At 73.9% G+C, this 20496-nt stretch carries 19 protein-coding genes; 15 read left to right on the top strand and 4 right to left on the bottom strand.

Translation table 11 applies throughout. The annotated features are described in order from the left end of the window. Positions 1-6: 6 nt before the first annotated feature. The 10 genes from V3N99_15260 to V3N99_15215 all read left to right on the top strand — a co-directional run bounded on the left by V3N99_15260 (position 7) and on the right by V3N99_15215 (position 12104). Positions 7-597: a hypothetical protein gene (locus V3N99_15260; GenBank protein ID MEO3938097.1), complete on the top strand. Its 591-nt coding sequence runs from the start codon at positions 7-9 to the stop codon at positions 595-597. Continuing rightward, positions 594-2084 (top strand): AAA family ATPase, encoded by a 1491-nt coding sequence (locus V3N99_15255; protein MEO3938096.1) that lies wholly within the window; start codon positions 594-596, stop codon positions 2082-2084. Before V3N99_15260 ends, V3N99_15255 begins: the two co-directional genes overlap by 4 nt. After that, the gene (locus tag V3N99_15250) at positions 2081-3376 is read left to right on the top strand and encodes a hypothetical protein (GenBank protein MEO3938095.1); all 1296 of its coding nucleotides are present in this window, start codon (positions 2081-2083) and stop codon (positions 3374-3376) included. Before V3N99_15255 ends, V3N99_15250 begins: the two co-directional genes overlap by 4 nt. Next, a complete protein-coding gene (locus V3N99_15245) occupies positions 3373-4323 on the top strand; it encodes a transporter substrate-binding domain-containing protein (protein MEO3938094.1) in 951 nt (316 codons plus the stop codon). Before V3N99_15250 ends, V3N99_15245 begins: the two co-directional genes overlap by 4 nt. Positions 4324-4325: 2 nt before the next feature. Continuing rightward, positions 4326-5609 carry a hypothetical protein gene (locus tag V3N99_15240; GenBank protein MEO3938093.1) on the top strand — a complete coding sequence of 428 codons (1284 nt, stop codon included), beginning with the start codon at positions 4326-4328 and terminating at the stop codon, positions 5607-5609. Further along, complete coding sequence (locus V3N99_15235) at positions 5606-8137, top strand: tetratricopeptide repeat protein (protein MEO3938092.1); 2532 nt, start codon at positions 5606-5608, stop codon at positions 8135-8137. Before V3N99_15240 ends, V3N99_15235 begins: the two co-directional genes overlap by 4 nt. Further along, a complete protein-coding gene (locus V3N99_15230) occupies positions 8134-9480 on the top strand; it encodes a protein phosphatase 2C domain-containing protein (GenBank protein MEO3938091.1) in 1347 nt (448 codons plus the stop codon). The genes V3N99_15235 and V3N99_15230 overlap by 4 nt, the downstream gene beginning before the upstream one ends. After that, positions 9480-10760, top strand: a complete 1281-nt coding sequence (locus V3N99_15225; protein MEO3938090.1) for a VWA domain-containing protein — start codon at positions 9480-9482, stop codon at positions 10758-10760. Before V3N99_15230 ends, V3N99_15225 begins: the two co-directional genes overlap by 1 nt. Next, entirely contained in the window at positions 10757-11458 is a 702-nt protein-coding gene (locus V3N99_15220; GenBank protein ID MEO3938089.1) for an FHA domain-containing protein, read from the top strand. The genes V3N99_15225 and V3N99_15220 overlap by 4 nt, the downstream gene beginning before the upstream one ends. A gap of 220 nt (positions 11459-11678) precedes the next feature. Next, on the top strand, positions 11679-12104 hold the full coding sequence (locus V3N99_15215) for a hypothetical protein (GenBank protein ID MEO3938088.1): 426 nt from the start codon (positions 11679-11681) through the stop codon (positions 12102-12104). Positions 12105-12125: 21 nt separating this feature from the next. Here the strand turns inward: V3N99_15215 and V3N99_15210 are convergent, their stop codons facing one another. Genes V3N99_15210 through V3N99_15200 form a run of 3 tightly spaced genes read right to left on the bottom strand, consistent with a single transcriptional unit; the run spans position 12126 to position 13317 of the window. Beyond that, on the bottom strand, positions 12126-12359 hold the full coding sequence (locus tag V3N99_15210) for a hypothetical protein (GenBank protein MEO3938087.1): 234 nt from the start codon (positions 12357-12359) through the stop codon (positions 12126-12128). Then, entirely contained in the window at positions 12356-12985 is a 630-nt protein-coding gene (locus V3N99_15205; GenBank protein MEO3938086.1) for a hypothetical protein, read from the bottom strand. Before V3N99_15205 ends, V3N99_15210 begins: the two co-directional genes overlap by 4 nt. Next, a complete protein-coding gene (locus V3N99_15200; GenBank protein ID MEO3938085.1) occupies positions 12982-13317 on the bottom strand; it encodes a hypothetical protein in 336 nt (111 codons plus the stop codon). Before V3N99_15200 ends, V3N99_15205 begins: the two co-directional genes overlap by 4 nt. 167 nt (positions 13318-13484) lie before the next feature. On the opposite strand from V3N99_15200, the gene V3N99_15195 reads away from it, so the two are divergent. The 4 genes from V3N99_15195 to V3N99_15180 are packed head-to-tail and all read left to right on the top strand — an operon-like array spanning position 13485 to position 16816. Then, positions 13485-14210 carry a response regulator transcription factor gene (locus V3N99_15195; protein ID MEO3938084.1) on the top strand — a complete coding sequence of 242 codons (726 nt, stop codon included), beginning with the start codon at positions 13485-13487 and terminating at the stop codon, positions 14208-14210. After that, complete coding sequence (locus tag V3N99_15190; protein ID MEO3938083.1) at positions 14207-15661, top strand: HAMP domain-containing sensor histidine kinase; 1455 nt, start codon at positions 14207-14209, stop codon at positions 15659-15661. Before V3N99_15195 ends, V3N99_15190 begins: the two co-directional genes overlap by 4 nt. Continuing rightward, positions 15655-16362: a GerMN domain-containing protein gene (locus V3N99_15185; protein ID MEO3938082.1), complete on the top strand. Its 708-nt coding sequence runs from the start codon at positions 15655-15657 to the stop codon at positions 16360-16362. The genes V3N99_15190 and V3N99_15185 overlap by 7 nt, the downstream gene beginning before the upstream one ends. Before the next feature lie 28 nt (positions 16363-16390). Beyond that, positions 16391-16816, top strand: a complete 426-nt coding sequence (locus V3N99_15180; GenBank protein MEO3938081.1) for a cupin domain-containing protein — start codon at positions 16391-16393, stop codon at positions 16814-16816. 64 nt (positions 16817-16880) lie between these two features. Here the strand turns inward: V3N99_15180 and V3N99_15175 are convergent, their stop codons facing one another. Continuing rightward, the gene (locus V3N99_15175; protein MEO3938080.1) at positions 16881-19403 is read right to left on the bottom strand and encodes a lysylphosphatidylglycerol synthase transmembrane domain-containing protein; all 2523 of its coding nucleotides are present in this window, start codon (positions 19401-19403) and stop codon (positions 16881-16883) included. A gap of 97 nt (positions 19404-19500) precedes the next feature. On the opposite strand from V3N99_15175, the gene V3N99_15170 reads away from it, so the two are divergent. Then, entirely contained in the window at positions 19501-20286 is a 786-nt protein-coding gene (locus V3N99_15170; GenBank protein ID MEO3938079.1) for a DUF1206 domain-containing protein, read from the top strand. The last annotated feature ends 210 nt before the right edge of the window (positions 20287-20496 follow it).

Raw genomic sequence — 20496 nt, 5'->3', positions numbered from 1 at the left:
GACACCATGGGAATCGCCGCGTGGTTCGGCTTCGGCTCGCGCGCGCCCGCCGAGCCGCAGGTGTCGACTCCGCGCGCGCCGAACGCCGACGACCTGGTCGCGGCGGTCGACACCGTGGAGCAGCAGGCCCGTGACGGCAAGGTGCCGCCCATGGTGGCGGCGCGGCTCGGCCGGGTCACCCGCGTGGTGCGCGACACCGTGCCCCGGCTCGACACCCTCGGCGCCGGAAGCCCCAGCGCCTACAACGTCATCGCCACCGCCACCAACTACCTGCCGGACGCGATCGGCGGATACCTGAGGCTGCCCCGGCAGTGGGCCGACTCGCGCCCCGTGGACCGCGGGCGCACGCCGTTGATGATCCTCATCGACCAGCTCGACCTGCTCGGCGCGACGATGGACCAGGTCTTCGACGCCGTGTGCAACGCCGATGCCCAGGCGCTGATCGTGCACGGTCGTTTCCTGGAGGAGAAGTTCGGAGCCGCCGCCGGCGGTGGAGCGCTGCGCCTCGACCCCGCCGCGTCGTCGACCGCCGCCTCGACCGACCTCGAGAGCGGCGTCGCCCCGCTGTCGCCGCCCAGCGGGCGATCGACCTCGTGAGCGCCCAGCTGACGCGGGCCCTCGACACCCTCGCCGAGGTGGCGCGCGCCGTGGGCGTCGACCCACAGGAGGCGCGCCGCGAGGGCGTCCTGCTCGCGGCGACCGTCGCCGAGTCCGCCTCCCCCCTGTATGAAGCGGCCCGGTCGTGGGCCGCCGGTACCGGTCTCGCCGACCCCACCGACCTCGACTCCAGCGTCGCAGCCTTCGTCGACGCCGCCTCGGCCGGACGCCGGTGGCGGGCAGCGCCCACCGAGTCGCTCGCGCGCCTGCGCGCCGGCGGCGGCGATGCGACCAGCTACGCCGCCGCTCTGGTCACGGTGATCGAGTCGTGCACCACCCTCGGCGGCCTGACGCCCCGGGTCACGGACAACATCATGGCCGTGGCGGCTACGCAGCGAGGTGCCGCCACTGCTCCCACCGCCGCTCCCTCGGCCGCCACCGGACCGGCCGGACCGGCCGACCCGGCGGCCCTGCGGGCCGACTCCGTCGCGGCCATGCTCGAGGCGCTCGGGCGCCTCGAGCCAGCCCCTCCACCCACGGGAAGCCCCACCACCGGAACGGGGTCCGAGCCCGAGCCCGAGCCCGAGCCCGAGCCCGAGCCCGAGCCCGAGCCCGAGAAGACGGTCGAGGAGCTGCTCGCCGAGCTCGACGCGCTGATCGGGCTCGACGCGGTCAAGCAGGTGGTGCGCCAGCAGGTCGCGATGCTGCGGGTCGAGGCCAAGCGCGAGGCCGCCGGGATGCGCAACCCCTCGATCACCCGCCACCTCGTCTTCGTCGGCAACCCCGGCACGGGCAAGACGACCGTGGCCCGCATGGTCGGCGGCATCTACCGAGCGCTGGGGCTGCTCGAGCAGGGCCACCTCGTCGAGGTCGACCGCAGCGAGCTCGTGGCCGGCTTCCTCGGGCAGACCGCGGTCAAGACCGCCGAGGTCTGCGCCAAGGCCGTCGGCGGGGTGCTCTTCATCGACGAGGCCTACTCGCTGACGGGCGACCAGTACGGCGCCGAGGCGGTCAACACCCTCGTCAAGGAGATGGAGGACCACCGCGGCGACCTCGTGGTCATCGTCGCGGGATACCCCGACCCCATGGTCGCGTTCGTCGCGCAGAACCCGGGGCTGTCCAGCCGCTTCAGGACGACCGTGGAGTTCGCCGACTACACCGACGCCGAAGTGATCTCGATCCTGCACAAGCTCGCGGCCGACGCCGACTACGACGTGACCGCCGCCGCGGAGGAGGTCTTTCGTGAGGTGCTCGCTGCGGCCCCGCGCACCATGGCCTTCGGCAACGGTCGCTTCGCCCGCAACCTGCTCGAGGAGGCGATCGGCCAGCAGGCCCTGCGCATCCAGGACGTCGAGGAGCCGACCGACGCCCAGCTGCGCGACCTCGAGGCCACCGACTTCGGCGCCGAGCCGACGCCCGACACCGTCCACGACGACGCCCACGACGGCACCCGCCCGGACGCCACGCCCGAGGAGGACGGGCCATGAGCCAGCAGCTGACCGCCGGCACGGTGGCCGTCGCCCCGCCGGCGCCCCGCGCGCCGACGGCCCGGCTCGTCTCCGGTCTGCAGGGCACCCCCGGCCGGCTGCGGGTCGTGGCCGCCGTGACCGCACTGGTGGTGGCCGCCTTCGGACTCGTCGCGGCCAGCACCCTGAGGTCGTCGTCGGGTGCCCTCGAGCGGGCCGATCTCAACCTCACGCAGCTCGTGCGGGTGCAGAGCATCCAGTCGGACCTGCTCCAGGCCGACGCGAGCGCGACCAACGCGTTCCTCGTCGCGGGCCTGGAGCCGCCCACGCAGCGCGCCGCCTACGACGACGCCATCGCCCGGGTGACGACGACGATCGCCACCGCGGCCAGCGCGCAGCCTGCCGACGCCGCAGCGCTCGGCGCACTCAACGGCCAGGTGCAGCAGTACACCGCGTCGGTCGAGCAGGCCAGGGCGCTCAACCGGCAGGGGCTGGTGGTCGGCGCGACCTACCTGAGGAACGCCAGCGACACGCTGCGGGGGCAGGGCATCCGGCTCATCGACGCCCTCAGGGCCGCCAACCAGAGCCGGCTCGACACCGAGATCGGGGCGAGCTCCTCCGGGCTCGCCCTCACCCTCGTCGGTGCGCTCGCGATCGTGGTGCTGCTGCTGGCGCTCGTCGAGCTGGCCCGGCGCACCCATCGCTACGTCAACGTGCCGCTGGCCGTCGGGACCGGGCTCGTCGTCGTGACGCTCGTGACCGGCACCGTGGCCATCGCCTCGGTGCGCTCCGCCGCCACCGAGGCTCGGGACGGCAGCGTCGCGGCGACGACCAGCCTGTCGCAGGTGCGGGCGGCTGCCTTCGACGCCAAGGCCAACGAGAGCCTCACCATCATCCTGCAGGGTCCCGCGGGCGACCCGTATGAAGCCCTGTGGGTGACGGACAGCGAGACCCATGTCCTCCAGCGGCTCACCACGCTCAGCGTGCCCGCGGCCGCCGAGGGACTGGGCGCCGCCTGGAACGCCTACGTGTCCCGGCACGAGGCGATCCGGACCACGAGCGCCAAGGGCCGGTACGAACAGGCCAGGACCGACGCCGCCAAGACGGACCCGGCCTCGGCCAACGCCGCCTTCAACGCCTTCACGACCACGGTGTCGCAGCGCCTGCAGCAGCAGGAGGACGCGGCCGGGGCAGCGCTCACGGCCCCCCGGACCCGCACGTCCCTGGTGGGCTGGCTCGTCCTCGTGCTCAGCCTGGCCGCCGCCGCACTCGCCCTGCGGGGAGTCGGCCAGCGACTGGAGGAGTACCGATGACCCGTCTCCGGCGTTCAGCGGCCGGCCTCGTCGCCGCGCTGGCCCTCCTGGCACCCGCGGCGTGCTCTGCCGGGGGCTACTCGGCGACCCCGGTCCCGAGCCCGACCACCTCCCCGCCACCGGCGGCGACGAGCAGCGCCCCCAAGAACAACTGCACGAAGCCCACCGACAACGTCAGGTCCTTCGCCCCGCTGCCCGCGGGATCGACCGCGGACCTGCCCGACTTCCCCACCGGCACGCTGCGGGTCGGGGTCTCCGCCGACACCCTGCTGCTCGGTGCCCGCAACCCGCGCACAACGGCGATCGAGGGCTTCGACATCGACCTCGCCAAAGCCGTGGCGAAGGCGGCCCTGGGTGACGAGAAGAAGATCACGCTCGTGGTCATCACCGCAGCCGAGCGGGTCAGTGCCCTGCAGACCGGGAAGGTCGACATGGTGGCGCGCAACATGTCGATGACCTGCGCACGGTGGGCCGACATCGACTTCTCGGCGGAGTACTACCGTTCCGGTCTCAAGCTGCTCGTGTCCCAGGGTCAGACGGCCACGTTCGCCGCGCTCAGGGGGAAGAAGGTCTGTGCGCCGACGGGCACCTCCACCCTCGCCTACGTCCAGGGGCAGGCCGGGGTCACGGCCGTCGGTGCGCGAGACCACACCAGCTGCCTGGTGCTCTTCCAGGCCGGCGAGGTCGACGCGATCGCCGGCGACGACACCGTGCTCGCCGGTCTCGCGGCGCAGGACCCCTTCGCCGACGTGCCGACGCAGGAGGCACAGACGACCGAGAGCTACGGCCTGGGCTTCTCACCGAAGAACGTCGGTCTCGTGCGCCTGGCCAACCGGGTGATCGACGACCTGAAGTCGGGTCCCGGCTGGAAACAGCTGTACGACAAGTGGTTCGCCACCTCCCTCGGGCCCGCCCCCACCCCGCCGGCGTCGGTCTACGGTCGGTGACGATGTCACTGCAGCTGCCTCCCCCCGGCTCGGCGGTGCCCGGGTCCACGGGCACCTCGGGCTCCACGGCCTCCTCGTACGGTGCCTCGGGCTCGTCCGCCGCCGGTGCCGCGCCGCCCGCTCCCGGCCGGCTCGGGGGCACCGTCACGCCGCAGGAGGCCTTCGCCTACCTGCGCGACCTCGACGTCTGGAAAGGCCGTCGCCGGGACGAGCTCGACGGCCTCGACGCCGCGGCGCTGGCCTCGAGCGAGCGCGACACCTTCAGCCGCGACCTGCTGGTCTCGATGGCGCTGTGGAAGGCGGTCTCCGACCGCTACGACCTGCTCGAGATAGCCTTCGACAACGGGCGGGTCGGGCCCACGCAGGCGCAGCGGATCGCCGCGCTGGTCTGGGGCCGGCTCGACGTCGCGCCCGACTCGGCTGCGTCGTCGGTCGCGCCGGCGACCGCGGGGGCCCTCGCCCTGTCGCTGCCCGAGGCCTGCCGGCTGCTCGACGCGATGACGTCGTCCCTGCGGGCCCGGCTCAGCCTCGAGCCGTCGGGGGCCGAGGTGGGCACCCGCCTGACCGACGTGCGCCAGACCATCGAGCGGGTCCGCGACCAGGTCGCCCTGGCGCCGGCGGGCAACCCGCGCGACACCGCCCGCCCGCTGCTGGTCCGTCTCGAGCAGCGGCTGCTCGACGTCACCGACCGCGCCCGGCGCGGTGCCGACGTCGGCGGCCTGCTCGCCCCGCTCGAGCACGACGCGAGCACCGCCGAGCGCGACCTCATCGTCGGCGCGGGTCAGCGGGTGGTGGCCGCCCGCGACGCGGTCCGGGCCCAGCAGCTGCGCACCGAGCTCGCCGCCCGCGGTGAGGCCATCCGGCTGCTCGAAACCGCGTGCGTCGAGGCCGTGACGCCCGCCCCACGCCTCGCGGTGCCCGACGTCACCGCACTCGGCCCGGTGCCGGGGCCGGGCGACCCCCCCGACGCCCTCGAGCGCTACCTGACCCGGCTCGACGCCGTCGGGCGGGCCCTGACGACCGCGCACGCCGCCTACGCCGACGCCCTCGCGGCCCGTGACGAGGCGCAGGGGCTCGCCGGCGCCCTCGGCGCCCAGGCCAGGGCGAGCGGCGTGCCCGACGCCGACCGCACGGTCCTGACCGACCGGCTCGACGAGCTCTTCGCCGCCCGCCCGACCGACCTGCGCCGGGCCCGGGCCCTCACCGCCGCACTCTCGGCCTACGTCACGTCGTATGCCACACCCTCGACACCCACGACCCAGCCCAGCCCAGGGGTTCCCCGATGACCGTGCACTGCGCGCAGCCCGGGTGCTCCGGCACCATCCTCGACGGCTACTGCGACGTCTGCGGCACGCCGGGCACCGGGGGGGCGAGCACCTCGATGGGGGGCGCCCTCGCCGACCCGACGAGCCTCCCCTCTGGCGCGGGGCCGGCCGGAGACGACGGCAGCGGGCTGCGCCCGGCCGTGCAGCAGGTCATCAGCTCGAGCGTCCCCGACGGCACGGCCTGCGCCCAGCCGGGATGCCGGGGGCACGTGCTCGACGGCTTCTGCGACCTGTGCGGCACCTCGGCCGAGCCTCCCCGAGCGGGCCCCGCGGGCAGTGTGGTGACCAGCCGCGCCGAGGGCGCTGGGGGCCCTGGCGGCGACCCGGCCGACCCTGGCCCAGCCGGGCTCGAGTCGGCGCCCTCAGCGGTGTCACGGGCGAGCAACCGCCTCTCGTCCACCGCCCTCGGCTCGGTGCGCGCGACCCAGTCGGGTAGCCGCACGACGCGACGGGTCGGCACCGGGTCGCAGCGCATGCGCACCGCCCGGCTCGGCGCCGGCCTGACGACCATCCCGCCGGTGCCGACGATCGACGCGGGCGCGGCCCTGATGAAGGACCCGGTGGTCCCCGAGGACAAGCGCTACTGCTCCACCTGCGGCACCGCCGTCGGCCGCAGCCACGACGGGCGCCCCGGTCGCACGACCGGCTTCTGCCCCAAGTGCCGTCAGGCCTTCTCCTTCGACCCCAAGCTCGTCGCCGGTGACCTCGTCGCCGGACAGTACGAGGTCGCCGGCTGCCTCGCGCACGGCGGGCTCGGCTGGGTCTACCTCGCGCGCGACAGGAACGTCTCCAACCGGTGGGTCGTGCTCAAGGGGCTGCTCAACTCCGGCGACCCCGACGCGCTGGCCGCGGCCATCGCCGAGCAGCGCTTCCTCGCCCAGGTGTCCCACCCGCAGATCGTCGAGATCTACAACTTCGTCACGCACGACGAGGCCGGCTACATCGTCATGGAGTACGTCGGTGGCACCTCGCTGAAGTCGTTGCTCAAGCACCGGATGCGGGCAGCCGGACGCTACGACGCGCTGCCGGTCGACCAGGCGCTGGCCTACATCGTCGAGATCCTCCCGGCCTTCTCCTACCTGCACGACCTCGGGCTCGTCTACTGCGACTTCAAGCCCGACAACCTCATCCAGGTCGGCGACGACCTCAAGCTCATCGACCTCGGCGGCGTGCGGCGGATCGACGACGACGACTCGGCCATCTTCGGCACCGTCGGGTACCAGGCCCCCGAGGTCGCCCAGCAGGGCACGACCGTGGCCTCCGACCTCTACACGATCGGGCGCACCCTCGTGGTACTGGTGCTCGAGTTCCGCGGCTACCAGTCGACCTACCTGCACTCCCTGCCGGCGGTGGCCGATACCCCGCTCTTTGAGCGCTACGACTCTCTCTACCGGTTGCTCGCCAAGCTGTGCGCCACCTCGCCGGACGACCGCTTCGCCTCGGCCGACGAGCTGCGGGTGCAGATGCTCGGGGTGCTGCGTGAGGTGGTGGCCATGGACAGCACGGGTGACCGAGTCGGCCGTGGCCGCCGAACAGGCTCTGCCGCAACGGTTCGCGGGATCGGATCGGCACCGTCGGTGCTCTTCGACAACCCGTCGATCGCGACCGACCGGCTCGACTGGCAGACCCTGCCTGCCCTGCGGGTCGACCCGACCGACCCGTCGTCCGCGTGGCTGCACGCCCTCGCCGACGGCACCCCCGACCAGCGGCTCGACGCCCTGCGCCAGGCGCCGTCGGTCACTCCGGAGGTGCAGCTCGACACCTGCCGCACCGCGCTCCTGGCCGGCCGACCCGACCTCGTCGAGGTCACTGCCGACCAGATGCTGCGTCAGGACCCGTGGGAGTGGCGGGCCGTCTGGATGCAGGGGCTGCTCGCGCTGCAGCAGGGCGACTGGGCCGCCGCCCAGAGCGCGTTCAACGCCGTCTACGGCCAGGTGCCGGGCGAGCTGGCGCCCAAGCTGGCCCTGGCCTTCGCGTGCGAGTGCAGCAAGGAGCTCGACGTCGCCGAGGGCCTGTATGCCGCCTGCGCCCGCACCGACTCGACCTACACCCCCCCGGCAGCCTTCGGCATGTCCCGGGTGCGCCGGGCCCGGGGTGACGGTGCGGGCGCCGTCGAGGCGCTCGACCTCGTGCCCGCCACCTCCCGTGCGCACTCGATCGCCCGGCAGGCCCGCGCCGACCTGCTCGCCCAGCCGGGCGCGCCCCTCGACGCCCTGGCCGCGGCCCGCACCAGCCTCGACGGGGTGCTGCTCGACCCGGCCGAGCGGGCCCGGCTCGACGTCCGGATCTTCGACCTGTGCCTGCAGGCGGTCACGGCCTCGGGTGAGGTGCCGGCTCTGCAGGTGGGTGGTCACGCCGCCACCACCAAGGGCATGCGCACCGCGCTCGAGGAGTCGCTGCGCAGGCTGGCGACCCTCAGCCCCGACCGCCGTGACCGCGTGCGCCTGGTCGACGAGGCCAACACCGTGCGCCCGTGGTCGCTACGATGAGCGCCCCCGCAGGCTCCACGGGCGCCTCGCCGACGTCCTCGGTGTCGCCGGTGTGCCAGTCGTGCGGCGCGCCCCACGAGCCGGGCGCGAGCTTCTGCGAGGGGTGCGGCGGCGCCCTCGGCCCGGTGCCCGTGGTGGCGTCGACGACCCCGACCGGTGATCCGGCGGCCGAGGACCGGACCGGGTGGGCGAGCGCCGACCCCGTGACGGCCGCGGACGGCGAGGAGTCGCCGCTCGACGTCGGCTGGACCGGCCCGGTCGCCCGAGTGACCACCGGTGTCCCCCCGTCGACGGGCCCGACGGCGCCGACCTCGGAAGGTGCCACCTGCCATGCCTGCGCGGTCGGTCACGTCGTCGACGGCTACTGCGACGTCTGCGGCAGCAAGGGCCGCGACCCGCGTGACCACTACGAGGAGGAGCCAGCCGCCTGGGTGGCCGGCGTGTGCGACATCGGGCGCCGTCACCGTCGCAACGAGGACGCGCTCGCCCTCCACGCCGAGGCCGCGCCCCGCTCCTTCGCGGTCCTCGTCGTGTGCGACGGGGTCAGCAACACCGTCGACTCGCACGTGGCGAGCCTCGCCGCCAGCCGCGCTGCCGCGCGGGTGCTGGAGCACCCGCTGCCCCGGGGGGTCGGCACCCGCACGGCGCTCGTCGCCGCGGCTCGCACCCGGCTCGGTGAGGCCGTGCAGGCGGCGCGGGACGCGGTCGTCGCCGTCACCCCTGCCGCCCCACCGGTCGGCCCGCGGGACGGCGAGGGCGAGGCGCTCCATCCGCAGGTCGACAACCCGCCGTCCTGCACCTTCGTCGCGGCACTCGTCAGTGACGGGCTGGCGGTCGTCGGCAACGTGGGCGACAGCCGCGCCTACTGGCTCCCCGACGAGCCAGACCACCCGGACGCCCCCCGGCGCCCGGCCCGTCAGCTGAGCCGCGACGACTCCTACGCGCAGGAGCAGATGGAGGCTGGGGTGCCCCGCGAGCAGGCCGAGACCGGCCCGGGCTCGCACGCCATCACCCGCTGGCTCGGGGTCGACTCCCCCGACGACCTCACCCCGCACACGGGCGACCTCGACCTCGACCACGACGGGTGGCTGGTCGTGTGCAGCGACGGGCTGTGGAACTACTGCTCCGGGGCCGCCGACCTGCAGGCGCTCGTCCACCAGACGGTGACCACCCTCGGAGCCGCCGGACACCACCCGCTCTCACTGGCCGGGGCCCTCACCGACTGGGCCAATGCGCGCGGGGGCACCGACAACATCACGGTCGCGCTGGCCCGCATCGGCCCGACCTCGCCCGCCGTCCCGACCGACCCACCTGCCACCGACGACACGAAGGACACCCCCTGATGGCGCAGTTCACCGCCGAGGTCTTCCAGAACGAGTTCCTGCCCGACGGCGGCACCGACGTGCACGCCATCGTGCGCGTCACCTGCCGGGACGCGGGGCAGGCCGGCTCGGGCGTCGCCGACGCAGCCGAGGTCATCATCGTCGACACCTCCGGCTCGATGGGTCCGGACGGCATCGCCCAGGGCCGAGCCGCGGCCACGGCGGCCCTCACTGAGATCCTCGACGGCACCTGGTTCGCCGTCATCGCGGGCAACCACGTCGGCACCCTCGTCTTCCCGTACGCCGTGCCCGGCGGGCAGCAGATGGTGCGCATGGACGCGGCGACGAGGACCCAGGCCATCTCGGCCATGGCCGCCTTCCGGGCCGACGGCGGCACCGCGATGGGCACCTGGCTGACCAAGGCGACCCAGGTCTTCGACTCCGTGCCGCAGGCCACCCAGCGGCACGCGATCCTGCTCACCGACGGGGCCAACGAGCACGAGTCCCCCGACCAGCTCAGTGCGTCGATCGCCGCCGCTGCCGGCCGCTTCCAGTGCGACTGCCGGGGGCTGGGCTCGCGGTGGCAGGTCGACGAGGTGCGCCGCATCGCCTCGGCCCTGATGGGCACCGTCGACCTGATCCCCTCGGCCGGCGCGATGGCCGCGGAGTTCAGCAGCCTGGTGCGGCGCTCGATGGCTCGCGGGGTCGCCGGGGTCGACCTGCGCGTGTGGTCGCCGCAGGGCGCCCTGACGCTCTTCGTCAAGCAGGTCGCCCCCACCCTCGAGGACCTCACCTCGCGTCGCACCTCGGTCAACCCGCTCACGTCGCAGTTCCCCCTCGGGGCCTGGGCGGACGAGAGCCGCGACTACCACGTCGCGGTCCGCCTGCCGGCGAAGTCGGTGGGGCAGGAGCAGCTGGCGGCGCGGGTGCAGGTAGCGCTCGGCGACGAGATCCAGACCCAGGCCCTGGTCAAGGCCACCTGGTCGAACGACGACGCGCTCACCACCCGCATCGACGACCAGGTCGCCCGCTACACCGGGCAGGCCGAGCTGGCCCAGGTCATCCAGGACGGGCTCGTGGCCAAGGCCGCCGGCCGCGACGACGAGGCGACGTCGAAGCTCGGCCGGGCCGTCCAGCTCGCCGACGCCGCGGGCGACGCCGAGATGACGTCGCGCCTGCGCAAGGTCGTCGAGATCGAGAACGCGGAAACGGGTACCGTCCGGTTGAAGAAGGGTGCCGACCGTCTCGACGAGATGGCCCTCGACACCGCCTCCACGAAGACGACCCGGGTGAGGAAATGATCTGTCCCCACGGACACCAGTCGCAGGCCGAGGACTTCTGCGACACCTGCGGAGCCACCATCGACCCGCACGCCCAGCCGGTCGGTAGCACCACGGCGGCCCCGAGCGGCCAGGAGTGCCCGCACTGTCAGACGACCAACCTGCCGGAGGCGCTCTTCTGCGAGGCCTGCGGCTACGACTTCACGACGGGCGCACTGCCTCGGGCCGCGAGCCCTGTGACCGCACCGACTGCGCCGCCGGCGGCGGCGGCGCCCGAGCAGCCGCGGGTCGCGCCGTCGATCCCCCTGGAGTGGGTGGCCGAGGTGTGGGTCGACCCCGACTGGTATGCCGGGCAGGAGGCCCTGGAGCCGATGCCGTCACCCGGCCTGCCCACCGTCGTGCCGCTGACGCTGCGTAGCAACCTCGTCGGCCGGATGTCGCTCAGCCGCAGCATCGAGCCTGACATCGACTGCACCTCCGACACGGGCGTCAGCCGGCGCCACGCCCAGCTGACGACCGACGGCACCCGCTGGTTCGTCGAGGACCTCGGATCGGCGAACGGCACGTTCGTCGGCCCCGCCTCGGGCCCGCTGCCGGTCGACCCGGTCGCGGTCGGTCCGCGCACCGAGCTCGACAGCGACGACCGGGTCTACGTCGGGGCGTGGACCCGCATCGTGGTGCGTCGGGCCGCCCCTGAGGAGCAGGCCGACAGCGTGTAGCCAGTCACGGCAACCGGCGGCATACGGTGGCCAACAGGCGTCATCGACGCACCCGGGTGCATCCACCAGTGACCTGAGTCACTGTGGCGAAGACTGCCAAAAACCTGGGAAATATCTGATTTAACATCACCTTAGGCAACGACGGTCGAAACCCCCGAAAGCGGACCGTAGCGTGATGGGAACGGCTCTCCCCGACGGGCCCCGACCCCAAGGACCTCCCATGTCAGACACCGCCACCACCACCCGCAACCCCACCGCCGTGACGCGCACCCTGGGCGCGCACAGCCTCGCCTACACCGTCGCCTCGACGGTCGCGGGCGTCGCCGTCGTGCTCCAGGGCGTGTGGGCCGGCCTCCTCGTCCGCGAGGGCGAGGACTACCAGGTCCGATGGGTCCAGGTGCACGACCTCGGTGCCAAGATCTGCATCGCGCTCGCGCTCGTCGCGCTCGTGATCGCCGTGGTCAGGCTGCGCTCACGCCGAGACCTGATCATCGGCTCGGCCGTCTTCCTCGTCCTGCTCGCCCTCGAGGGACACCTCGGGAGCCTGATCGGCGACTCCCCCGCCGTCACCGCCATCCACTTCCCGCTGGCGATGGGCCTGACCGGCCTCGCGGTGTGGCTGCCCTTCCGCTCGCGCCACGCCTAGGCCGTCGCCGGGCGGCGGGGGTCAGCGGACCGTGTCCCGACGCAGGACGTCGAGCGACAGGTCCTGGTGCCACAACAGCTCGCGCAGCTCCTCGAGACGGTCGTTCGCGTCCTGCTGGGCGGCGTCGTCGCCGCGGGCGGCCGCGTCCTGCAGCTGGCTCGTGGCGCTCGCCCACTGCACCCTGACCTCGGCGAGGAACGCCTCGCTCGAGGTCTGGGTGCTCAAGTGGTGCCGATCGGTCGTGGTGGCAGTCATCGGGTCCTCCGGTCGGTCGTGTGCAGTGACAGGGGCGGGGGGTTGCCGGGTGTCACGCAGGCACGCGTGAGCACGGCGCCCCCGGCAGAGGGAGCATGGCGAAGGAACCGACGCAGCAGGGCCTCGTCGGGCTCCATCCGCAGGCCGCGCAGGTGGCGGCGATCAGCGGCCGAGACGTCGTCGCCACGGACCAGCCGGGCCACCACCTGTGGCGCCTGGTCGAACGCGGCCGCGGTGAGCACCAGCAGCCGGTCGCCGGGCGCGAGGTGCACCTGCCCCGGGTCACCGGGCACCTGGGGAACCATGGCCACGGGGAGCCCCTGGTCGGCCGGCACCAGCAGAGCCGGTGGCGCGAACGTCGCCCGCACCAGCACCGACCCGTCGTCATGGGCCCAGACCGTGGTCGACGCCGAGGGGACCCGGATGGCGAGGTCGTCGGCCAGCGGCGAGCCCGGCTGCGCGTCGTGGGCCACCACGAGGCCGATCCGGCGCGCCCCGGGCACGAGCCGGACCGCCGCGTGGTGGCCCACGCTCATCGCGAGCGTGAACCCGGCCCGGGCGGCATACGTCGAGATGGTGACGGCGGCCGTGTCCGGAGCGAGCACCGAGGGGCTCGACGGGCTCATCGCCTGACCGCCGACTCGAGCACGTCACGCAGACCCTCCCGCACGAGCCGGCCATGGCCGCGGCCCGTCGGGCGCTCGAGAACGAGGTGGATGCGACGAGCCACGCACACGCGCTTGACCCGCAGGAGGGTGGCGACGCTGATCGACGAGAGGTGGTCGGCAGCTCGCAGGTCGATCCGCAGGGTGTCGGTGCCACCGGGCAGCACCGTCGGCAGGCACCGCAGCTCGACGAGACCCTGGGCCAGGTGAGCGCCGTCGAGGGCGACGCTGACCGTGCCGTCACCGTCGTCGCTCACACGGAGCCCGATCAGGCCGATCACGCCAGCAGACATCGCGCACCTCTCTCATCGACGGCGGGAGCCGGCCTGAACGGGCTCGACCACCGCCGAAACACGGTCGCACCGGTCACCCCCTACCTTGGCCCGCCGATGTTGAGATGGTCCGCCGACGGCTTTGCAGTTGTGTGACAACACCGGGGTCGGCAGCAGCCGCTGGCAGGATGGGGCAGGTGGTGACGCTCCTGGTGCTCGAGGACGACGACGGCATCCGCGCTGCCCTGGGGCTGGCCATGGAGGACGAGGGCTACGACGTGGTCGAGGCGGCGAGCGCCGAGTCGGCCCTCGTGCAGGTGGGCCGCACCCCGCCCGATCTCATGCTCGTCGACCTCACCCTCGGAGGGATGGACGGCCTCGCCTTCATCCGCGAGGTGCGGCCCTTCAGCCGGGCACCGATCATCGTCGTCAGCGCGCGGTCGGGCACCGACGACATCATCAGCGCCCTGGAGGCCGGGGCCGACGACTACGTGACCAAGCCGTTCCAGGTCGCCGAGATCGGGGCCCGGCTGCGGGCGATGAGACGCCGGTCGTCCGACTCGGGAGGCGGCGAAGCGGACGACGCAGGAGGCGGGGCGCCCGCCCCCCTGGTGCTCTCGAGCGAGGGGCCGCTCGTGCTCGACGTGGGAGCCGGGGTCGTGCGCCGCGGAGGCGACGAGGTGCGCCTGACCATCACGGAGTTCCGGCTGCTGGTCGAGCTGGCCTCGCCCTCGGGCCGGGTCCTGTCGCGCCGCTCCCTGCTCGAGCGGGTCTGGGACCGCGACTACTTCGGGGACGAGCGCATCGTCGACGTGCACGTGCGCCGGCTGCGTACCAAGATCGAGCGGGACCCGGCCGCACCGGTGCTCGTGGTGACGGTGCGCGGTCAGGGATACCGGCTGGACACCGGATGATGCCGCGCCGGCGCCCCCGGTGGGTGGAGCAGGTGCTGCGTCGACGGCCCCTCGGTCTGCGCGACACGGCGACCCTCTTCTTCGCCGTGGGCGCGCTGCTGGTCTCGGCCCTGCTCTCCGTCGGCACCTACCTCGTGGCGCGCCACTACCTCATCGAGCAGCGGGAGACCTCTGCCCTGCGCCAGACCTATGCCGATGCGTCGGTCGTCGCCGACGGGCTGCTGACCCAGGGCGCCCGGGTGCCGGACGTGCTCGGAGCAGTGGGGGCGCCCTCCGACTCCGACCTGATCGTGCACCGGGCCGGCCGCTGGTTCTCCACCTCGCTCGACCAGGGTCCCGGGTCGCTGCCGGCGTCGGTCCGCGCCGGCGTCGACGACGGAGCGGTCACCTACGCCTGGGCCAGGTCGGGCGGTGAGACGGTCATCGTCATCGGGGTGCCCCTGGCTCGCGCCGACGCGCAGTTCTACGAGCTCGTCCACACGAGCGAGCTGGACTCGACGCTGTCGACCCTGATGGTGGTGCTGCTCGCCTTCGCCCTCGTCGGCACCGGTGTCGGCGCCGTGGTCGGCCGGTTCGCCGCCGGCCGGGTGATGGCCCCCCTCGACGACGTGGCGACGGCGGCGGCGCGGATCGGGGCTGGTGGCCTGCAGACGCGGCTGCCGCCGACGACGGACCCCGACCTCGCCACCATCGTCGGCTCCTTCAACGAGATGGTCGAGGCCCTCGACGAGCGGATCCAGCGCGACGCGCGGTTCGCCGCCGACGTGGGCCACGAGCTGCGCTCTCCGCTCACCACGCTCGTCGCCTGCGTCGACGTCATTTGCCGCCGGCGCGACGAGCTGCCCGAGCGCACCCGCCGGGCGGTCGACCTCGTCAGCACCGAGCTCGACCGCTTCCAGCGCACCCTTGAGGACCTCCTCGAGCTGGGCCGCCTCGACGCCGGTGTGCGCGGTCAGGTGCTCGCGCCGGTCGAGGTCGCCGAGCTGGTGCTCGAGACCCTCGCGGCCGGCCACCGCGACCTCACGCTGATGTCCGTCAGCGGCCCGGGCTCGCGTCCCGCCGGGCTCGTCGAGGTCGACAAGCACCAGGTCTCCCGGGCCCTGGTCAACCTGCTCGAGAACGCCGACCGGCACGGCGGCGGGGTACGCGGTGTGCGCGTGCGGGGCGTGCGCGACCGGGTGCGCATCGAGGTCACCGACGCGGGGCCGGGGGTGCCCGAGGCCGAGCGCGAGCGCATCTTCGAGCGCTTCGCCCGGGGTGGCTCCCGCGGCAGCCTGCCCGGCAGTGGGCTGGGCCTGAGCATCGTCGCCGAGACCGCCCTGGCCCACGGCGGACGCGTGTGGTGCGAGGACGCCTCCCCCGGTGCCCGCTTCTGTCTCGAGCTGCCGCTCGCGACGGGGCAACCGAACCCGGCCGTGCGCTCCGGGGACGGGCAGGTGGTGGCGTGGTGAGGCGCCGGGCCGAGGGCGTCGGGCTGACCGCGCTCATCGCCTGCCTCGTGCCGGGCCTGCTGCTCGGCGCCTGCAGCCTGCCCAGCGGTGGTGCGGCGATCTCCGTGCCGCCCGATGAGGTGCCCTACGGCCTGGTCACCACGACGGCGACCCCCGCGGCACCGTCGGCTCCGGAGCCGACGTCGGCCTCCGCCCGGGGCACCGTCTACCTCGTCGACGGCCAGCAGCGCCTCGTCCCGCTCATCGTCGAGGTATCGACGGCGCCGCTGCGACCGCTCGTGCAGGACCTGCTGCACCGCCTGGCGCTCGGCCCCACCGAGCGTCAGCGCAGCAGGGGTCTGCTCACCGACCTCGCCCCTGGATCCACGCTGGCCCTGCGGTCGGTCGACCGGGGCACGGCGACCATCGAGCTGCAGGCGACGGTGCAGGACCCCAGCCCCGTGCGCTTCCCCGTGGCGATCGGTCAGATCGTGCTCACCGCGACCTCTGTCGTCGGGGTCGACCGGGTGCGCTTCGTGCAGGAGGACGGCACGCCGGCCAACGTGCCGGTCCCACCCATCGGCGGCGTGACCACCGACGCGGTGACGACCGAGCAGCTCGACACCCTCCTCGCACCGGGCACGACGAGGCCGGCTCGCCTGGTGCCGCTGCCCGGAGACGACCCGGTGCCGGTGCAGTCGCCCACCTCGGGCACCGGCTGAGGACCCGGGGCGGGTGTTGGATGGGGTCATGACCCCCGCCGACGGCATCCGTCCTGAGCCTGCTCGTGCTGACCCTGCTCGTCCGTGCGAGCGGGTGCCGGCGGGAGGCCTCTCGCCCGCCGACCCCACCCCCGGGATGTCGCGCGAGGTCGCGCTCTCGACGGGCGGGATGTGGTCGGGCACGGTGGACACGCAGGCCGGGGCGGTCACCGGCTGGCACCACCACGGGGACCACGAGACGACGCTCTACATCGTCTCGGGGACGTTCCGCCTCGAGTCGGGTCCACGAGGTGGCCACGTCGTCGAGGCACGCGAGGGCGACTTCCTCCACGTGCCCGCCGGCGCGGTGCACCGCGAGTCGAACCCGGGCCCCACCACCTCGCGCGCCGTCGTCGTGCGGTGCGGCTCGGGAGTGCCGACGGTCAACGTCGACGGCCCGGCCGGGGCCGCCTGAGCCGAGGGTGCCCTGCGCCTACGGCTTCACGTGAAGGCGTGTGCCGGCGGGTGGGCGGGCCTCCTCAGATGGCCTGGATCTTGGTCAGCCGGTTGAGCGAGACCCAGCCGAAGGGGATCGGGAGCCAGTAGGTGGCCAGGCGGTAGAGCAGGACCGACGAGACGGCAGTACCGCTGTCGACGCCGATGGCGATCAGGCCGGCGGAGAGGGCCGCCTCGATGCCGCCGAGCCCGCCCGGGGTCGGCACCGCCGAGCCGATGATGGCCCCGGCGAAGTAGACGACCGCCACAGCCGCGACGGGCGGCTCGGCACCGAACGCGCGGGTCGCGCAGACCAGGCTCGTGACGAAGGAGATGTCGAGCAGGAGGGCCCCGCCGAAGAGCTGGACCAGCTTGCGCGGGTGCTGCAGCACGCCGAGCACCTGCGGGACGACGGCCCGCACCTGCGGGAGGAAGCGGGTCGTGATCGCCGTCCTGATGCGGGGGACCGCGACCAGCCCGAGCACGATGATGACGACGACCGGGATGGCTGCGACGAGGCCCGGCGGCGGGGTGAAGGAGGCTCGCGGACCCGTGCCGGCGAGGACCCCCGAGACGAGCAGCAGCACGACGTAGGAACAGAACTGGGCGACCTGGGCCACGCCGACACTCGCCGCGGCCACGGCGGGCGGCACCCCGGAGCGCTGCAGGTAGCGCGTGTTGAGGGCCAGGTTGCCGATGACGGCCGGGGCGACGAGCCCGCTGAAGGCCACCGAGAGCTGGGTCATGTACGTGTGCACGAATCGGAGCCGCGTCGTGACCGCCCCCGCGAGCACCGTCGACGCGCCGGCGAAGGTCAGGGCGGCGAAGACCACCGTCGCGAGCGCCCACTGCCAGCGGGCCTGACCGACCACCTGCGCGACATCGACCTTGGCCAGCTGGGTGAGGATGAAGTAGCCCGCGACGCCGAGCCCCGCGACCGTGAGGACGCCGCGCGCCGTGACGCGACGCAGCTGCACCTCGTCGGCCTCCTGCGCCTGCGGTCGCAGCCGGGTGATCTCGTCGCGCAGCTGCCCCAGCAGCTCCTTGTGCTCGCGCAGGGCCGACCGGGTGACGGTCGTGAACACGATGGGCTGCAGCAGGGGAAGAGCCCCCGACACGACGTCGTCGTCGAGCTCGGCGAGCGCGGAGGCCACGGCCCGACGGGCACCGGCGACGAGACCGACGCTGACCAGCAGCTGGGCGGCGTCGATGCGCAGGGCGAGGTCGGCGGCCGCGACGTCACCGCCGCCACCGCGCCGCAGACCGGCGACGACCGGCGCCGACGACCCGGCCTCGCGGGCTGCGGGAAGCTGGTTGTCCTGGGTCTCGTCGGCCCCGGTGTCCTCGTGGGTCTCGAGGACCTCAAGGGCCTCACGGGTCTGCACGAGCATGACGACGTCGGGCCCGAGCCCGCGGTGGGCGACCCGACGGGCGCGCAGGGCGCCGAGGAGGCGCCATACGGCAGCGAGGTCGTGGTCGGTGACCGCGTCGCCGACCTCGAGCAGCGTGCGCCCCTGCAGCGGAACGTAGGCGATGCAGGCCGAGAAGGGGCCGACCTCGGTGGCGGCGGCCACGCGGGGCGCGGGGATGCCCGCATCAGCGAGGGTGAGGGCCATCAGGGCCCGGTGCTCGAGCTCGGCCCGCAGGTTGAGGGCCGGAGCGCGGGTGCTCGCCCCCCGCAGGCGCAGCATCCGCAGCAGCCGCCGGCCCGAGGCGAAGCCGAAGGTGTCGCGGTCGATGACCCGCACGACGAGGTCACCCCCATCGGTCTGCGCGAGGTACTGACGCTCGGCCGCGTCGTCGACCTCGACCAGCTGCAGGTGCGTCAGCGGCACGCCGGCGACCGCGAGCGCGGCCGCGATCTGCGTGCCGGGGGGCCGGGTGGAGACCGCCCCCACGCCGTAACGGAAGGCCAGGCCGACGAGCCAGCCGAGCAGCAGCGACACGAAGATCGCGAGTGACGTGCTCTGCCCCGAGACGAAGGTGGTGAGGGCCGAGGAGCCGATGATGACGACCGACGACGGCGAGACCCAGCGCCGGCCGACGGTGTCGGCGACGGTGAGCATGGCCACCAGCGAGACCGCGACGGCGTCGAGCGGGTTGGTGCGACCCTCGCTCAAGGGCCGGGTGAGGGCTCCGAGCACGCTGCCGAGGTGGCCGTCGAGGATGAGCGTGCGCAGTCCGAGCACGAGCAGCGCCCCGACACCCGCGGCCACGAGGGCCTCGACCAGCTGGAGGGGGCGGCGGCGCAGGAGCAGGTCGGTGCCGATCACCACCGGCAGGATCACGGCGCCCAGACCCGCGAGCCAGCCGATGACCTGGAGCAGGATCGGCGAGGTGCCGTCGGTGGCCAGCGAGAGGTCCTGCTCGAGCGCCCCGGTCGTGCCCACGGCCAGGTCGGCGAGGACGATGACGATGACGAGCACCACGGCCACCGTGACCAGCCGCAACAGGTCGGCCGGGCGACGCACCCGGTCCGGGGTCGCCGGCTCGTCGACCTGGATCCCCGGGGCCGCGAGGGGTGGCAGCCCGGCGGGCCGGCTGACGACCTCCTTCAGGCTGCTCACCCGACCATCCTGCCCCACGCTCCGGCCGGCGTGACACCATTCGGACAGCCCCCGCCGGGCGTTGGCATCGCCCCGGTGCATGCACCACACTGCACTGATGGACTCCCCCGACGTCGAGCGGACCGCCCAGCGGGCCAACGACCACCCCGCGATCGAAACCGGCGCGCGCCTCGGCTACGCGGTCAACGGACTGCTCCACCTGCTGATCGCCTGGCTCGGCCTCCAGCTGGCCACCGGTGCGCGGGGTCGCAGCGCCGACCAGTCAGGCGCCCTGCAGACCCTCGCGGGCACCACCCTCGGCCGGGGCACCCTGTGGGTGGCGGTCGTCGGATTCGCACTCCTGGGGGTCTGGCAGGTCACGGAGGTCTTTACCAGCCGCAAGGGCGCCGACCGCCTCAAGGCCGGGGCCAAGGCGGTCACGTATGCCGTCCTGGCCGCCAGCGCCCTCGGCTACGCCAAGGGGGCGGGTGGCGCATCGAGCAGCGCACAGAGCGTCGACGTGACGTCCACCCTGATGAAGCAGCCGATGGGCCGAGTGCTCGTCGCCGCGCTCGGGGCCGTCGTCGTGGCGGTGGGTGTCTACCACGTCGTCAAGGGCTGGCGGAAGAAGTTCCTCGCCGATCTGGAGAGTCATCCGGGCGAGCTGGCCGAGGCCTTTGGCCGCTACGGGTACATCGCCAAGGGAATCGCGCTCGCGATCGTCGGGGGCCTCTTCGTCGTGGCCGCGTCGAAGGCGGAGCCCGGACAGGCGAAGGGCCTCGACGGCGCCCTCCGCACGGTGCTCGGGGCGCCGTACGGTGCGGTGCTGCTGGTGGTCGTGTCGCTCGGGTTCGCGGCCTTCGGCATCTACTCGTTCTTCCGCGCCCGTCACGCCGACGTCTGACCTCGTCCGCGCTCAGCCCACGACGATCTCGGCACCGCCGCGAGGTGTCGTGTCGCCCGGGGTCCGGGTCGACTCAGGAGGGGTACCCCGACTGAGTCAACCTCCCCGGGGGTGCGGCTGCCGAGCGGAGCGAGCGGTGGTCGGGAGGTCGTCGTGGGCGGCGAGGCGGGGGCTGGCGGCCTGCCCCGCCGACCCCGATCCGGGCTCGGT

The organism is Dermatophilaceae bacterium Soc4.6 (genome assembly GCA_039889245.1).
GTDB lineage: Bacteria > Actinomycetota > Actinomycetes > Actinomycetales > Dermatophilaceae > Lapillicoccus.
This window is presented reverse-complemented; position numbering and strand designations above follow the sequence as displayed.

Excerpts from the sequence above, each read along its gene's own strand:
- V3N99_15245 (MEO3938094.1), top strand. The coding sequence starts at position 3,373 with ATGACCCGTCTCCGGCGTTCAGCGGCCGGCCTCGTCGCCGCGCTGGCC.
- V3N99_15220 (MEO3938089.1), top strand. The coding sequence starts at position 10,757 with ATGATCTGTCCCCACGGACACCAGTCGCAGGCCGAGGACTTCTGCGAC.
- V3N99_15260 (MEO3938097.1), top strand. The coding sequence starts at position 7 with ATGGGAATCGCCGCGTGGTTCGGCTTCGGCTCGCGCGCGCCCGCCGAG.
- V3N99_15225 (MEO3938090.1), top strand. The coding sequence starts at position 9,480 with ATGGCGCAGTTCACCGCCGAGGTCTTCCAGAACGAGTTCCTGCCCGAC.
- V3N99_15180 (MEO3938081.1), top strand. The coding sequence starts at position 16,391 with ATGACCCCCGCCGACGGCATCCGTCCTGAGCCTGCTCGTGCTGACCCT.
- V3N99_15210 (MEO3938087.1), bottom strand. The coding sequence starts at position 12,359 with ATGACTGCCACCACGACCGATCGGCACCACTTGAGCACCCAGACCTCG.
- V3N99_15195 (MEO3938084.1), top strand. The coding sequence starts at position 13,485 with ATGGGGCAGGTGGTGACGCTCCTGGTGCTCGAGGACGACGACGGCATC.
- V3N99_15215 (MEO3938088.1), top strand. The coding sequence starts at position 11,679 with ATGTCAGACACCGCCACCACCACCCGCAACCCCACCGCCGTGACGCGC.
- V3N99_15235 (MEO3938092.1), top strand. The coding sequence starts at position 5,606 with ATGACCGTGCACTGCGCGCAGCCCGGGTGCTCCGGCACCATCCTCGAC.
- V3N99_15200 (MEO3938085.1), bottom strand. The coding sequence starts at position 13,317 with ATGTCTGCTGGCGTGATCGGCCTGATCGGGCTCCGTGTGAGCGACGAC.
- V3N99_15205 (MEO3938086.1), bottom strand. The coding sequence starts at position 12,985 with ATGAGCCCGTCGAGCCCCTCGGTGCTCGCTCCGGACACGGCCGCCGTC.
- V3N99_15190 (MEO3938083.1), top strand. The coding sequence starts at position 14,207 with ATGATGCCGCGCCGGCGCCCCCGGTGGGTGGAGCAGGTGCTGCGTCGA.
- V3N99_15250 (MEO3938095.1), top strand. The coding sequence starts at position 2,081 with ATGAGCCAGCAGCTGACCGCCGGCACGGTGGCCGTCGCCCCGCCGGCG.
- V3N99_15170 (MEO3938079.1), top strand. The coding sequence starts at position 19,501 with ATGGACTCCCCCGACGTCGAGCGGACCGCCCAGCGGGCCAACGACCAC.
- V3N99_15240 (MEO3938093.1), top strand. The coding sequence starts at position 4,326 with ATGTCACTGCAGCTGCCTCCCCCCGGCTCGGCGGTGCCCGGGTCCACG.
- V3N99_15230 (MEO3938091.1), top strand. The coding sequence starts at position 8,134 with ATGAGCGCCCCCGCAGGCTCCACGGGCGCCTCGCCGACGTCCTCGGTG.